Origin of the sequence: Kitasatospora sp. NPDC004745 (genome assembly GCF_042873275.1) — a bacterium.
Taxonomy (GTDB): domain Bacteria; phylum Actinomycetota; class Actinomycetes; order Streptomycetales; family Streptomycetaceae; genus Kitasatospora.
In genome coordinates, this window is sequence record NZ_JBIALK010000010.1 from 45,783 (window position 1) to 60,394 (window position 14,612).

General features: G+C 75.6%; 12 protein-coding genes. 1 reads left to right on the forward strand and 11 read right to left on the reverse strand.

The annotated features are described in order from the left end of the window. Positions 1 to 23: 23 nt before the first annotated feature. The 7 genes from ACFYUY_RS18485 to ACFYUY_RS18515 form a co-directional block, all read right to left on the reverse strand. Positions 24 to 1,139, reverse strand: a complete 1,116-nt coding sequence (locus ACFYUY_RS18485; protein WP_387901655.1) for a glycosyltransferase — start codon at positions 1,137 to 1,139, stop codon at positions 24 to 26. Then, positions 1,136 to 1,633: a polysaccharide deacetylase family protein gene (locus ACFYUY_RS18490; protein WP_387901657.1), complete on the reverse strand. Its 498-nt coding sequence runs from the start codon at positions 1,631 to 1,633 to the stop codon at positions 1,136 to 1,138. Before ACFYUY_RS18490 ends, ACFYUY_RS18485 begins: the two co-directional genes overlap by 4 nt. Beyond that, the gene (locus ACFYUY_RS18495) at positions 1,623 to 3,347 is read right to left on the reverse strand and encodes a lipid II flippase MurJ (RefSeq protein ID WP_387901660.1); all 1,725 of its coding nucleotides are present in this window, start codon (positions 3,345 to 3,347) and stop codon (positions 1,623 to 1,625) included. The genes ACFYUY_RS18490 and ACFYUY_RS18495 overlap by 11 nt, the downstream gene beginning before the upstream one ends. Further along, positions 3,344 to 4,693 carry an O-antigen ligase family protein gene (locus ACFYUY_RS18500; RefSeq protein WP_360211786.1) on the reverse strand — a complete coding sequence of 450 codons (1,350 nt, stop codon included), beginning with the start codon at positions 4,691 to 4,693 and terminating at the stop codon, positions 3,344 to 3,346. Before ACFYUY_RS18500 ends, ACFYUY_RS18495 begins: the two co-directional genes overlap by 4 nt. 5 nt (positions 4,694 to 4,698) lie before the next feature. Continuing rightward, a complete protein-coding gene (locus ACFYUY_RS18505) occupies positions 4,699 to 6,222 on the reverse strand; it encodes an exopolysaccharide biosynthesis polyprenyl glycosylphosphotransferase (protein WP_360211783.1) in 1,524 nt (507 codons plus the stop codon). A 371-nt stretch (positions 6,223 to 6,593) separates the two neighbouring features. Further along, a complete protein-coding gene (locus ACFYUY_RS18510) occupies positions 6,594 to 7,748 on the reverse strand; it encodes a glycosyltransferase (RefSeq protein ID WP_387901663.1) in 1,155 nt (384 codons plus the stop codon). 161 nt (positions 7,749 to 7,909) lie between these two features. Then, the gene (locus ACFYUY_RS18515) at positions 7,910 to 8,350 is read right to left on the reverse strand and encodes an SRPBCC family protein (RefSeq protein ID WP_360211777.1); all 441 of its coding nucleotides are present in this window, start codon (positions 8,348 to 8,350) and stop codon (positions 7,910 to 7,912) included. A gap of 129 nt (positions 8,351 to 8,479) precedes the next feature. Between ACFYUY_RS18515 and ACFYUY_RS18520 the strand changes: the two genes are divergently transcribed. After that, positions 8,480 to 9,382 (forward strand): HipA family kinase, encoded by a 903-nt coding sequence (locus tag ACFYUY_RS18520; protein ID WP_360211774.1) that lies wholly within the window; start codon positions 8,480 to 8,482, stop codon positions 9,380 to 9,382. A 55-nt stretch (positions 9,383 to 9,437) separates the two neighbouring features. On the opposite strand, the gene ACFYUY_RS18525 is transcribed toward ACFYUY_RS18520, so the two are convergent. The 4 genes from ACFYUY_RS18525 to ACFYUY_RS18540 form a co-directional block, all read right to left on the reverse strand. Further along, positions 9,438 to 9,866: a hypothetical protein gene (locus ACFYUY_RS18525; protein WP_387901667.1), complete on the reverse strand. Its 429-nt coding sequence runs from the start codon at positions 9,864 to 9,866 to the stop codon at positions 9,438 to 9,440. A gap of 115 nt (positions 9,867 to 9,981) precedes the next feature. Then, positions 9,982 to 11,472 carry a S8 family serine peptidase gene (locus ACFYUY_RS18530; RefSeq protein WP_387901670.1) on the reverse strand — a complete coding sequence of 497 codons (1,491 nt, stop codon included), beginning with the start codon at positions 11,470 to 11,472 and terminating at the stop codon, positions 9,982 to 9,984. A gap of 250 nt (positions 11,473 to 11,722) precedes the next feature. Next, positions 11,723 to 12,826: an amidohydrolase family protein gene (locus ACFYUY_RS18535; protein ID WP_387901672.1), complete on the reverse strand. Its 1,104-nt coding sequence runs from the start codon at positions 12,824 to 12,826 to the stop codon at positions 11,723 to 11,725. An 18-nt stretch (positions 12,827 to 12,844) separates the two neighbouring features. Further along, positions 12,845 to 14,308 (reverse strand): glutamine synthetase, encoded by a 1,464-nt coding sequence (locus ACFYUY_RS18540; protein WP_387901674.1) that lies wholly within the window; start codon positions 14,306 to 14,308, stop codon positions 12,845 to 12,847. Positions 14,309 to 14,612: the final 304 nt, after the last annotated feature.

Here is a 14,612-nt window from a genome sequence, read left to right on the forward strand (position 1 = left end):
ACGGCGGTTCCGGCGGCGGGCGGTCAGGCGCGGGCCAGCCGGTCGTACAGGGCGCTCAGGTCGGCGGCGACCCGGGCGATGTCGTAGTGGCCGACCGCCGGGGGGTGCGGCAGCGGGTCCGCGGTGTGGTCGTTCAGGTGCCGCAGGTCGCGCAGCGCCGCGGCGTAGGCGGCGGCCTCGGACGGGATCCGGCGGGCCTGCGGGGCGGCGCTCGGCGGCAGTTCGTCGAGGGCCGGGCAGGCGCTGTGCCGCACCGGCAGTCCGGCCGCGAGGCCCTCCAGCACGCCGAGCCCGAAGGTCTCCGCGGTGGAGGGGGCGGCCAGGACGTCCAGGGCGGCGAGCAGGTCGGGGACGTCCTCGCGCTCACCGGTGAGCACCATCCGTTCCCGGACGCCGAGGTCGACGGCCCGGCGCTCCAGCGCGGCGCGTTCCGGGCCTGCCCCGACCAGTACCAGTCGGCTGGCCGGGTCCAGTTCGGCGAGCGCGTCCACCAGCACCTCGAAGCGCTTGCCCGGGACCAGCCGGCCCACCCCGCCGATCACCCAGCTCTGCTCCGGCAGGCCGAGTTCGGCCCGCAGCCGGCGGCGGACGGCGGCCCGGTCGGCGGCCGGGCGGCGGAACCTCGCGGTGTCGATGCCGTTGGGGATCAGCTCGACCCGGCCCGGCGGCACGCCCCAGGAGTGCAGCGTCTGGGCGACCTGGCGGGAGACCGCGACGGTGGTGCTGCCGAGCCGCTCCGCTGCCAGGTAGAGGCCCTTCACGCCCCGGGTGACGGTGCGGCCCTCGATCACCCCGGCGTGCAGCGAGTGCTCGGTGGAGACCACCGCGCGGACCCCGGCGAGCCGGGCCGCCAGGCGGCCGTACAGCTGCGCCCGGTACAGGTGGGTGTGCACCAGGTCGTAGCGGCCGGAGCGGACCAGCCGGACGAGCCGGGGCAGCGCGCTCAGGTCCCGGTTGCCACGCATGCCGAGGTGGTGGACGGTCACGCCGTCGGCGCGCAGCGCGGTGGCCACCGTCCCGGGGTTGGTCAGGGCGACCACCTCGCACTGCTGGTGCGCCGGCAGGTGCCGGATCAGCAGCTGGATCTGGCGCTCGGCGCCACCGGAGGCGAGCCCGGTGACGATGTGCAGGACCCTCACCCGGCCGCCCTCCGGGCGGTGGTCCGGCGCAGCTCGGTGACGGTGCCGCGCGGCCGGTGCCGGACCTCCTTGGCCCGCAGCCGCCAGGCGCCGTCGCGCTCCCCGACGTAGCTGCGGGGCAGTGCGAGACGGCCGGTGAGCGGCGAGTGCGCGATCGCGCAGGCGTGGTCGTAGCCGGCCTCGTGGACGGCCCGGGCGGCGGGCGGGTCGACGGCGCCGTACGGGTAGCAGAAGCCGGTGACCGGGCCGCCGACGACCTCCTCCAGGAGGCGCCGGCTCTCCCGGGCCTGCACCGAGTGGTACATCGGGATCCACGGCCAGGCGGGGCGCGGCCCGGGCGGTTCGCCGGCCGGGCGGCGGCTGCGCGGCGGCCCCGGCTCCGACCGCGCCGGGTCGGCGGAGCGGAGGTCGCCGCAGGGTCCGGCCACGGCCGGTGCGGCCCGGCGGTGCACGCCCGCCCGGGCCGAACGGACGGTTCCCCGTTCATTGTCCATGGGGGGGCTTCCCTTCATCGGCGACGGTTGCCGGGTTCAGGACCCGGGCGGCGGCGAGGACCGGGCCGCGCACCTCGTGCGCACCGAGGCCGGTGCCGAGAGCGGCGAAGGCCAGCGCCACGGTCAGGCCCCCGAGGAGTGTCGAGAGCAGCGGATCGGCGACCAGCCCGGAGGCGGCCGCGCCGAGGGCGGCGGCCCCCGCGGCGGCGGCCACCAGCCGGCCGTGGCCGCCGAGCACCCGGCGCAGCCGCAGCGGGATGCCGCGCAGCACCAGGCCGCGCAGCAGCAGCGCGGCGGCGACGGTGATGCCCGCCGCGTTGCCGGCCGCGAGCCCGGGGGCGCCGAAGCGGGGGGTGGCGAGCAGGCCGACCGCGACGGTGACGCCGAGTCCGAGCAGCATCGCGGCGACCGGGTACCAGTCCAGCAGCCGGCGGCCGCCGTCCTCGGTCCCCGGGTCGTCGGCCCGCCGGACCACCGGGCGCAGCGAGAAGTACGGGCGGACCATCACGCCGATGAGCGCCTGGGCGGGCAGGCCGAAGCTGTAGACGCGGATCACCGCGGCGGTGGCGGCGGTGTCCTGCGGGCCGAAGGCGCCGCGCTGGAAGAGCAGCGCGACCACCGCGGGTGCGCAGGACATCAGGAAGGCGGTGCCCAGCAGGACGACCGCCGCGGCCTGGCCGAGGTCCTTCTCGACCCGGTCGCGGGCGGCGGTGAGGTCCCCCGCGGCCAGCGCCCGGGCGACCAGCGGGAAGGTGACGGTGCAGATCAGGATGCCGGCGGTCATGGCCAGTTGGGAGACCTTGGCGGCGTAGTTGAGGTGCGAGATGGTGCCGGGCGGCAGGGTCGAGCCGAGGTAGCGCTCGACGAAGACCTGCGCCTGGCGGGTCAGGGTGAACGCGGCCACCGGCAGCAGGGCGAGCGGCATCAGCACCAGGGCCTGGCGCGAGCCGCGGGCCCCGGCCGCCGGTGTGCCCCGGCGCAGCCGGCGCAGGAAGGGCCCGATCAGCAGACCGGCCATCAGCAGGCTGCCGAGCGCCACGCCGAGGGCGGCCGAGCGCACTCCGAGGAAGGCGTGGCAGCCGAGCAGCACGGCGAGGATGCCGAGGTTGTAGGCGACGTAGATGCCGGCCGGTGCGGTGAAGCGGTGGTGGGCGCGCAGCGCGGCGCCGAGGTAGCCGGCCACCCCGAAGGGCAGCACGGTGATCGCGGTGATCCGGGTGCAGGCGACGGCCAGGCCGGGGTCGGCCAGGCCCGGGGCGAGCAGGTCGACCAGCTGCGGGGCGCCGAGCGCGACGGCCACGGCGAGCCCGCTGAGGGCGAGCAGCAGCCGGGGCAGGGTGGCGCGGACGAGCTGGCGGACCGGGTCGGGGGCGTCCGGGTGCTCCTCGCGCAGCACCAGGGCGAGGGCGAAGGCGGGCACCATGAGGAAGGACATGGCGTCCTCGATCAGCAGCGGCGCGGCGGTCTCCGGGACGGTCCAGGCGACGAGGAAGGCGTCGGTGCCCTGGTCGGCTCCGAAGTAGCGGGCGAGCAGGAGGTCGCGGAGCAGGCCGAGGCCGGAGCCGGCGGCGCTGAGGACGGCGGTGACGCCGAAGGCCTTGGCCAGGAAGCCGCGCCGGGGGCCGGCGGCGGGCCCGGGCATCCGGTCGTCGGCGGGGGCGCTGCGGGGGGCGGGGAGTGCGGCGAGGGTCGGCACGGGCTGGTCCGTGGTCACGCCGTCTCCTGCACGCAGGCGCGGGCCGCGAGGCCGAGGACGACGGAGGTCAGCACCGTGGTGGTGCCGCCGATGTCGGCGTACAGGAAGTCGACCAGGACCCAGGTGAGCAGGGCCAGCGCGGCCAGGGCCGGGCCGCGCGAGTGGCGCAGGCAGCCGAGGAGCAGGCCGAGGAAGAGCGCGGTGTAGGCGACGATCCCGATCAGGCCCTGCTCGCTGAGCACCAGGAAGTACATGTTGTGCGGGGAGAGCAGCGGTTCGCGCTGGAACCCGATGGTGGCGTCGGCGGCGTCGCTGCCGGAGGAGAGCCGCAGCGGGGCGTGGCTGTCGCGCAGCTGCTGGAAGGCCTTCGGGCCGGCGCCGTGGACGGGGTGGTCCTGCCAGATCCGCCCGGCGGTGGCCCACAGGTCGTAGCGGTCGGAGACGGACTGGTCGGGGGCGGCGGAGACCGAGCCGATCGAGCTGAGCCGCTCGGTCACGCCGGAGGCGCCCAGACCGAGGCCGCCGACCAGGACGATCCCGGCGGCCGTGCCGAGGACGGCTCCGCGCACGGCGAGCCGGGCGTCTGCGCGCAGCAGCAGCACGGTGGCGGCGGCGCCGGTGGCGATCCAGCTGCCGCGGCTGAACGAGACGGCCAGCGGGAAGGTCAGGAAGGCGGCGGCGGCGAACATCGCGCGGCGCAGCCGGGCGTTGCCGCGCTCCCCCCGTTCGGCCAGGCCGAGCGCCAGGGCCGCGAGCAGCCCGTAGCTGACGACCGTGGACATCGCCATGATGTCGAGCGCGCCGAAGGTGCCGACGGCCCGGATCGGCTGGCCGGTGTAGGAGGCGCCGGTGCGGGTGAGGTACTGGTGGGCGCCGACCACGCCCTGGATCAGCGCGGCGAGCACGAAGGAGCCGAGGACCAACCGCTGGTCGGCGCGGTCGCGCAGCGAGCAGAGCACCCCGGCGGGCACCAGGACGAAGATCTGGGTGAGCCGGACGAAGCCGGTGAGGCTCGTCGCCGGGTCGATCGAGCCGACGGTGGCGACGGCGGCCGCGACGACGATCCCGCCGAACAGCACGCAGCTCGCGCGGCTGAGCGCGGGCAGCCGGCCGCGCAGCAGGTTGACCGCGGTGAGGGCGACCAGCGCCAGCGAGGCGATGTCGGCGGCGGTGACGTGGACGGCGGCGGTGACGTCCTTCTCGCCGGTAGGCACGCAGACCAGCAGCACGGTGGCCGCGGCGAGCAGGCTAGGGCGGTCGGCGGCGGCGGCGAGGGACCTGCGTAAGGCCGCCGCCGCGCGCCCGTCCGCCCGCGGGGTGCCCGGGGAGTTCGGAGCGGGGTCGGCGGGGAGGGTCAGGGCCACGCGGGTCAGCTCCCGTCCGGGTGGAGCATCAGGACCGCGGTGCGGCACAGAATCTTGACGTCCTGCCAGAAGCTCCAGCTCTCGATGTAGCGGTTGTCGAACCGGGCGCGGTCCTCGATGGAGGTGTCCCCGCGCAGGCCGTTGACCTGGGCGAGGCCGGTGAGGCCGACCGGGACGCGGTGGCGGTCGGCGTACTCGGGGTAGGCCTGGCTGAACCTCATGACGAAGTAGGGGCGCTCGGGCCGCGGGCCGACCAGGCTCATGTCGCCGCGCAGGACGTTCCACAGCTGCGGCAGCTCGTCCAGCGAGCTGCGGCGCAGCAGGCGGCCGACGGCGCCCATCCGGTGGTCCTGGGAGATGTTCCAGCGGGTCGCCGACTCGTGCTCGTTGCTGGGGCGCAGGGTGCGGAACTTGAGGACGGTGAAGATCCGGCCGTCCAGCCCGGTGCGCTGCTGGCGGAAGAGCACGCCGGGGCCGGTGTCGAAGCGGACGGCGAGGGCGCAGAGCGCCAGGACGGGGGCGAGCAGCAGCAGGCCGAGCCCGGCGGCGGTGACGTCCAGGGCGCGCTTGGCGGCCCACCCGGGCCGGCGCATCGCCGGGCGGTCGACCCGCAGGCAGGGGAAGCCCCAGAGGTGGTCGGCGCCGGGGAGCCGGGAGGTGGGCAGCGCGCCGAACTCGCGCAGCGCCGGCACCAGCCAGACCTGGCAGCCGAGCCGGGCGGCGTCGCGCAGGGCGGCGGCGGTCTCGCCCTCGTCGGCGGCGCCCGCGGTGGCGACGACGTGGTGGACCCGGTGCCGGCGGACCTCGCGCTCCAGCACCTCGCGGCCGCCGAGGACGGGCAGGTCGGTGTCGGTGGCGAGCAGCGGCGGGTCGGCGTCGAGGAAGCCGACCGGGCGCATCCCGTACTCGCCCCGCTCGCTGAGGGCGGCGGCGACCCGGCGGCCGAGCCGGCCGGCGCCGAGCACCAGGACGGGGCTGGGGCGACTGCGGCGGATCCGCCGGACCAGGTGGTAGAGCACGCCGCGGCCGAGGGCGGCGATCAGCAGCTGGGCGCCGAGCAGGACGGTGAGACGGGCCGGGGTGGCGGGGCCGCAGTCGGGCCAGCGGCCGTCCAGGCAGCCGGCCAGGGTGACGGCGAAGGCGGTGGCGACGACGGCGCGCACGGCCAGTGCGGGCAGTTCGTCCAGGACGGAGAGGGTGAGCCGGGTCCGGTAGAGGCCGCCGGCGAGGTTGAGGGCGAGCAGCAGCGGGAGGACGGCGGCGACGCCGAGCAGCGGTGCGAGCGGGACGGCGGGGTCGATGGCCCGGTTGGCGAGGCCGGTGGCGGTGCAGAGCGCGATCGCGTCGACCTGGACCAGTGCGAGCGGCAGGGCGAGCCGGGAGCGGACGGCCCTGCGGTGCCGGCGGGGCGTCGGCACCGTACCGGTCCGGGCCGATCCGGCCGGGCGGTCGAGCAGCCCGGTGCCGGGCCGCCACGGGCCGGAGAGGGACTGGTCGGACCGCGGCACGCTGTCGTGGTCAATGGTCATCAGCGCACGAACTCCCCTGCTGTGTGCCCGGGGCGGCGGTGCCCCGGCACCGGATGGCGCGGAGCGGTCGTCCCGGGCCGGTGGGCGCGGTCCTGACAGCACCTGCTGCCGCCGGCGGCCTTCGGCTCTCGCGCGCGGGGCCCGGCGGGCCCGGTCGCGACGTGCTCACTCGCGAATTCCCGGCGTGAAGTCGAAATGAAGCAGGCGAAATCCGACAATACCGAACCGGGACTTGCAGGCCGGAAGGTGACTTGCCATTTCATTCCAGCCGCCCATTAATAGGTATTTCGGATTGACGCCTCACCCTTATCCGGTTGAGGGTGCGAATACGCCGGCCCCGGAACGGCGGGCATTCACGGCATGTGAAACGATCAGATCGGCTCTGGGACACGGGTGCGGCGGCGCCCCGCGGCCGGGCCGGCACCCAGTAGATGGCGGTAGAGGACGTCCACCTGTTCGACCACCGTGCGGACGTCGTGACGGGCCACCACGTGGTCACGCAGTCGGGCACCGCGCCGCTCGCACTCGATCGGATCGGACAACCCTTCGGCCATTCGGGTGGCAAGCGCGGTCACGTCCTCCGGCGGCACCACCGCCTGCGCCCGCTCGGCCTGCGGCAGGCACTCCCGGGCCCCCGGCACGTCCGTGAGCAGCACCGGACGGGCGGCGGCCATCGCCTCCAACGGGGCCAGCGCCATGCCCTCCCAGCGCGAGGGCAGCACCACCAGGTCCGCCGCCGCCAGCCACGGCCGCGGGTCCGGCACGTCCCCGACCAGCCGGACCCGGGACGGCTCCGCCGACTCCCGGACCAGCTCCGCCACCCGCTGCTCCTCCGGGCCCCCGCCGACCAGCGCCAACCGGGCCTGCGGCACCGCGTGCAGCACCTGCGGCCACGCCGCCAGCAGCACGTCCTGGCCCTTCTGCCGGCACAGCCGGCCCACGCAGACCGCGAGCGGGGCGTCCAGGTCCAGGCCGAGCGCGATCCGCGCGGCCCGGCGGTCGGCGGGCGCGTAGTGGCGGACGTCGACGCCGTTGGGCACCACCGCCCAGTCCGCGCTCACGCCCGCGGCGACGCCGTCGGCGCGCTCCTGGACACTGACACAGAGCAGCCGGTGCGCCCAACGGCTGGCGAATCGCTCCCAGTTGAGGGTCGCGGTGGCCATCGGACCGTCGACGGCGGCGAAGGACCAGGCGTGCGGCTGGAAGACCGTGGGCACCGTGCCGCGCACCGCCAGCCGACCGGCCAGACCGGCTTTGGCGCTGTGCAGGTGGACCACGTCGGGCGCCGCGGACCGGACGATCCGGCGCAGCCGCCAGACCTCCGCGGCGGAGCCCGGCCCCGGTGAGCGCTCCGCCGGCCAGTCCCGGACGAGCGCGCCCACCGCGGCGGCCTCCTCGGCCAGCCGGCCGCCCCGCGGGCAGGCCACCAGGACCCGGTGGCCCGCCTCCCGTTGTCCCCGGACCAGATCGACGACGACGCGGGCGACGCCGCCGTCGACCGGCTGCGAAATGTGAAGGATCGTCATATGCACGGCGGCGAGCCTAGGGTGGCTCCAGCGCGCCGGGCGGCCCTCGTCACCCGGAGGTGGCGGGCCGTCCACCCGTACGGCTTTCCGCTCGTACGGGCGGACGAACCACTCGAAACCCCGGGCGAATTGCCCGGGGGGTGGCTCCGGGGGGGGATCCGTCAGCGGACCTCGGCGGCCAGGTTGGCCAGCACCTGGTCGTGGATCCGGTTCAGGCCCTTCGGGGCGAAGGTCCGCTCGAAGAAGCCGCCGATGCCGGTCGCACCCTGCCAGGTGGCGGAGACGGTGACCTTCGACCGGCCCTCGCCGACCGCCGAGACGGTCCAGGTGATCACCATGGTGGAGTTGGCGTCCTTCTCCACCAGCTGGTCGGGCGCCGGCGCCGAGACGGTGAACAGGCAGTCCCGCACACGCTTCTCGGTGGCCTGGAGCTTCCAGTGCACCTGGGTGCCCGCACCGGTGCCGCCGACCCGCACCTCGTACTCGCTGTACTGCGCGGGCAGCAGCTTCGGGCGGGTCACCTGGTAGTCGGCCAGCGCCTCGTACACCCGCTCGGGGGCGGCGTCGTAGTCCCGCGCCGTGGTGGCCTGCACCTGTCCCATGGACGTGCTCTCCTCTGTCTGGTGGGTCTCCGGTCTCAGCGGCAAGCCAATCACAGCGCCGCGGGCGCGGCCCTCCGGGGCTCGCACCGGCCCGGCCGCCCGCCGGCCGGGCGGGATAGGGTGGCCGGTGTGCTCGATCTGGTGACAGCAGTGCGCTACGTGGACCCGCTGAGGGCCGGCGGCTCCGTCCCCGGCGTCGTGGAGACCGACGACCTGGGTACCTACGTGGTCAAGTTCACCGGCGCCGCCCAGGGCCGCAAGGCGCTGGTCGCCGAGGTGATCGTCGGCGAACTGGCCCGGCGCCTCGGCCTGCGCGTCCCCGAGCTGCGGCTGGTGGACTTCGACCCGGCCGTCGCCGCGGACGAACCGGACACCGAGATCCAGGACATGCTGCGGGCCAGCGGCGGCCTCAACCTCGGGATGGACCTGCTGCCCGGCGCCCGGGACTACCGGCCCGGGATGATCCCGGTGGGCTCCGCCGAGGCCGGACGGGTGGTTTGGCTGGACGCGCTCACCGGCAACGTGGACCGCACCGTGCACAACCCCAACCTGGTCGTCTGGCACGGGCGGCTCTGGCTGATCGACAACGGCGCCGCGCTGATCTTCCACCACCGCTGGGCCACCGCCGGGGCGGCCGTCGGCAAGCGCTACGACCTCAGTGCGCACGCCCTCGGCGGCTGCTCCCCGGACGTCCGGCTGGCCGACGAGGAGCTCGGCCCGCTGGTCACCGCAGCGCTGCTGGAGGAGGTGCTGGCCCTCGTCCCGGACGAGTGGCTGGCCGACGAGCCGGGCTTCGACTCGGTGGCCGCCGTCCGGGACGCCTACGTCACCCACCTGGCCGCCCGGGCGGCGCTCTCCGGGCAGTGGCTGCCGGAGGGTTTCGCCACCCCCGAGCAGCTGCGCGAGGCCGAGCGGCGGCGGGAGGCCCGGACCCGCGCCGGCCGGCCCGCCTGGCTGCAGGAGGTCCCCGACCTGCACGGCAAGCCGTCGGTGGCGACGGTCTGGGACCCGCACGTCGACCAGGAGCCGTAGCCCGTCCCCGCGGCCGTCTCCGTCCCCGGGCGGGCCTCCTCGAGCCCGCGGGTGCTCAGCCGAGGGCTGGGGCGACCCAGCCGACGTACTCGACCGCGGTGCCGGCCAGCAGTCCGCCCATCAGGACGGCGAACACCACCGAGCGGCTGAACCTGCTCACCGCCGGGGCGAACAGCGCGATCGCGACCGCCGCCGCGGCCAGCCCGGCCACCGGGCCCGCGGCCAGCATCAGCACCAGTCCGACGGCCGCGTTCGCGGTGCCGCCGGCCGCCAGGCCCATCACCCCGGCCACCAGCCCGGTCATCGCGAACGCCACCAGCATCGGCCCGGCGGCGGCCAGTTCGACGAAACCCAGGACGAGCCACGGCCAGCGCCGGCCGCGGCCCCCGGGGGCGGACGGGCGGACCGGCGGGGCCTGCCAGCCGGGGAAGGTCTGCGCCATGCTGCTCAACTCCTGGGAGGACTCCGTGGGGTACGGGTCCATCCTGGCGAGCCGGTCGCCCGGCGGCCTGAGTACGACTACTCAGAAACGACCGGGGAGCGGGACCAAGTGGTCCCGCTCCCCGGCTCAGTGTTCAGGTGGTGCCGCGGTCAGCGCGTCAGCGCCACCACTGGACCGCCTTCTCGGCGTTGATGATGCCCGCGCCGTAGAAGCCGTTGTCGTCCGCGCCGCCCTCACAGGTGGCCTTCCACTGGCCGGTGCCGCCCGGGTTGAACTCGCCGCTCGGGCACGGGTGCGACTCGGCCTGGCTGGTCAGCATCTCGGTCAGCTCCTCGGGGCTGGCCCACGGGAAGGTGCTGGCGAGCAGGGCGAGCACACCGGTGGTGTGCGGGGAGGCCATCGAGGTGCCCTGCATGTAGCCGTACTTGCCGCCCGGGATGGTCGACAGGATGCGGCCGTCCTTGTCCGGGGTGTCCGGCAGCTGGAAGCGGCGGTCGCCACCCGGCGCGGCGACGGTGACGACGCCCTTGCCGTAGCTGGAGTAGTACGACTTGTCGCCGTTGACACCCACCGAGGAGACGGCGATGACGCCCGGGAGCTCGGTCGGCAGCGACAGGCAGTCGTTGGTGACCGGGCGGGTGCCGGGGGTGGTGTCGTCCGGGCTGGAGACGTCAGTGGTCTTGTGCGCCAGGTCGATGTTCTCGTTGCCCGCCGCGGCGACGTTGAGGACGCCCTTGCGCTGCGAGAACGCGACGGCCTTGCGGACGGCGGCGGTGATGGCCGCCTGGTCCTTGTCGTTCGGGCAGTTGAACATCCACGGGTCGACGTAGTAGCTGTTGTTGGTCACCTTGAACTGGTGCTCACCGGCCCACACGAAGCCGCAGATCGCGTACTCGGGGTAGATGAACCCGCCGTCGTCGACGACCTTGACCGCGGCCAGCTTGACGTTCGGCGCGATGCCGACGATGCCCTTGCCGTTCTTGGCGGCGGCGATGGTGCCGGCGACGTGGGTGCCGTGGTCACCGTCGGGGCCCGGCTGCCAGGCCTTCCAGTCGGTGTTCGGCTTGCCGCCGTCGATGCAGGAGACCGACTGCGAGGCGTCCACATTGGCGGCGAGGTCCTCGTGGGTGGCGTCGATGCCGGAGTCGAGCACGCCGACGGTGACGTTGCGGCTGCCGAGCGAGATCTTGTGCGCCTTGTCGACACCGATCTGGCGCATGTCCCACTGGTTGGCCTCGAGCGGCTCCTGGCCGGGGGCCGGGGCGGCGGCGGGCGCGGGGGCGACCTCGGCCTTCTGGGTGTCGGCGGCGGTGATGCCCTTGGTGCGGCTGGCGCCGACCGAGTCGACGCCCTTGGCCAGGCGCAGCTTCTCGGCGAACTTGGTGTCCGTCGAGCGCGCGATGACGACGCCGATCTGGTCGTACGAGTAGACCACCGTGCCGCCGAGGCTCTTGACGGCCTGCTCGACCTTCTGCACCTGACCGTGGTTGGCCTTGGTGTTGACGACGTAGCTGAGCAGCGGACCGGTCGTCGAGTCGGCCACAGGGGCCGCGACGGCGGTGCCGGCCGGCAGCGCGAGGGCGCCGGCGGTGGCGAGCACCAGGCCCACCGCCGCGTACCGGGTCCGGCTGATCCGAGAAACTCTCATTGGGGTTGGCCCTCCCGAGTCGTCATGCAGCAGCTGCGGTGTGGCAGGTGCGATGTAATGATCGGGACGCTAATGAATATCCGATTAGATGCGCAAGAGGCAGACATCCAATCGTCACATCTCAACCAACAGCGGAACGCCAGGTTCCAGGCATCAACAGGACAAACAGTCAGTCATATTGTTAAAAAGTGTTGGTGTGCCGACGAGCTGACGCCCTTGACCGCCGACCGTCATCGACGGGGACGCCGCCCTACAGCGCGTAGAGCCGGCGCGCCGTGTCGGCCGAGATCTGCCGCTCCAGCCGTTCCGCGTCCGCCGCCGAACAGGCGCCGTCCTCCCGCCAGCCGGCCAGCACCGACCCCAGCCCGTGCCGGAACTGGGCGGCACCCACCAGGAACAGCTCGGGCAGCCCGTACGCGTCGGTGGAGAACAGCAGTTTTCCGAACGGCGCCAGTTCCAGCATCTCCCCCAGCACCGCGGCCACCCGCGGCCCCGCGTAGGAGGCCGTCAGCCCGAGATCGGTGTAGACCGTCGGGAACGCCTGGGCCAGCCAGGCGGCCTGCCGGTGGTAGGGGTAGCAGTGCAGCAGCACCAGGGGGACGCCGCTCGGCTCGGCCGCGCGCACGAAGTCCGTCAGCAGCGACGGATCGGCCCGGTGCAGGGTGAGGTCCGGGTCGCCGAAACCGGTGTGCAGCTGGAGCGGCAGGCCGAGCTCGGCGCAGACGTCCACGGCCGTCCAGAGCAGGTGGTGCAGCAGCACCGGATCGGTCAGCCGGCCGGGCCCGCCCCGCAGCCGGGCACCGGCCGCGGCCACCACGGCTGCCCGCGCGGGGCGCTCGGCCGGGGCGGCCAGCCCGGCGCGGTAGGCCAGCACCGACTTGACCGCGACCGCGCCGGCGGCGGCCGCCGCGAGGGCCTCGCCGACGGCCTGCGGCCAGGCTCCGGCCGGCCCGGTGACCGCCGCGGCGACCGACTCCAGCCTGACCACCTCGCGCACCACCGCCCCGGTGGCCGCGGCGAGTTCACCGAGCGGCAGCAGGGGCAGCCCGGCCGCGGTGGTCAGCCCGGTGTCCACCAGGCAGGCGCCCAGCCCGGCCGCCGCCAGCAGCCGGGCGGTGGCCTCCGCGGCGCCCACCTCGCGCCGGCGCGCCAGGTACTCGGCCGCCGGGGCGTGCGCGGGCAGCCCGAGGACGGGCGGGCACCAGCGCCGCACGGCCAGGCCGAGCGCGCTGTCGAACGGGGAGCAGCCGGGTGCGGGCGGGCGGTCGGACTCGGTGAGCAGCCCGGCCAGGGCGTCGTCGGAGAGCTCGGCCGCCACCACGCTGTGGCAGTGGTGGTCGACCAGCGCTGGCACCGGCGACGGGGGCACCGCTCAGTACCGCCAGCGGGTGGCCGCCACCAGCCGTTCGGGCGCGGCCCCGGCGTACTGCTCGGCCTCGGCCCGGCGCACCGCCAGCACCGTCTCGTACAGCGGCTCGCCGAGTGCCTCGCGCAGCACCGCCGAGCGCTCGTACGCGGCCAGCGCCTCGGCCGGGGACGCGGGCAGCCGCGGCACCGTGCCGGGCTCGGCGGCGGCCGGGTCCCCGGTGAACTCCGGGGGCAGCGCCCGGCGCTGGTCGAGCCCGGCCAGGCCGGCCGCTAGCACCGCGCCGACCGCCAGGTAGGGGTTGGCGCTCGCGTCGAAGCACTTGACCTCGGCGTTCGCGGCGGCCGCCCGCTCCCCGGTGGAGCCCGTCACCAGGCGCAGCGCCGCCTCGCGGTTCTCCAGGCCCCAGCACTGGTAGGCGCCGGCCCAGTGCGAGGGCACCAGCCGCAGGTAGCCGGCCGGGCTGGAGCAGCCCAGCACCAGCAGCTCGGGCAGCGCGCCGAGCACTCCGGCGAGGAAGCCCTCGGCCTCCGCGGTGAGGCCGTGCGGGCCGGGGCCGCCGTGGCCGAGGTTGCGGCCGTCCCGCCAGAGGCTCAGGTGCAGGTGCCCGCCGTTGCCGACCGCGCCGGCCTCCACCACGGGGGCGAAGGAGACCCGCAGGCCGTGCCGGGCGGAGACGGCCCGGACGGTGTGCCGCACCAGGACGGAGGTGTCGGCGGCACCGACCGGGCCCTCGGGGGCCACCGAGACCTCGAACTGGCCCGGGGAGTACTCGGGGTGGATCTGCAGGACGGTGAGCCCCTGCTCGCCGAGCGCACGCAGGACGTCGCGCAGGTAGTCGGAGAGGTCGGTGAGCCGGTGCATCCCGTAGGCGGGGCCGTGGGTCGGGTAGCGCGGCTCCTCCTGCGGATCCCCGGCGAGCGCGACCACCCACTCGACCTCGATGCCGGCCAGCAGGCCCAGCCCGCGCGCGGCCGCCGCGGCCTCCATCCGGCGGGCGAACAGCCGCTGGCAGCCGGGGTGCGGGGCGCCGTCCTGGGTGTGCCGGTCCCCCGGGGCCCAGGCCCAGCCCGGCTGGGCGGCCAGCGGGACGACGCGCTCGACGTCGGGGTAGAGCCGGAGGTCCCCCGTGGGGCCGCCGATGACCGGGCTGGTGGTGACGGCGTCGTCGGCGAGGAAGACGTCGAAGCAGGGGGCGGCGCCGACGCCCCACTGCGCGGCGTGCACCAGGCCGCCGAGGGGGACGGCCTTGACCCGGGCGATGCCCGCGTTGTCGACCCAGGTGACGGCCACCGCCTCGACCCCGGCGGCGCCCAGCCGGTCGGCGGCCGCCGAGGCCCGCTCGGCGCGCTCGGCCCGCGGCGGCAGCGCGACGGCGGCGGCGAGCGGGCCGGCCGGGCCGACGGGCTGGTCGCCCGGGCCGCCCGGGCCGGACGCGGTGGGGCCGGCGGTGACGGTTCCGATGGTCATGCCTCCATGCTGCCCCGACCGCCGGGGGCGCGTAACTCCCCTATCGGGTGGTCGAAACGGACGTCCGTCCATCCGTTCACCCGTTCGGGGCGGGTGGGTCGGGCGGGGCCCCGGCCGACCCGGGCGCCCGCGGATCCGGGCGGATTTCCCGCCGACGCCCCCTTTCCTACCCGTCGGTAGCTTCGCTACAGTGGCCGGACGCACCACCGTCGGGCTTCGGGAGCCGCACCGACGGGGGCCTGCGGTCGCCGTGTCTGCGGCGCCCGCGCGGTGCGACTTCACCGGCCGGTGCCGCGAACCGCGG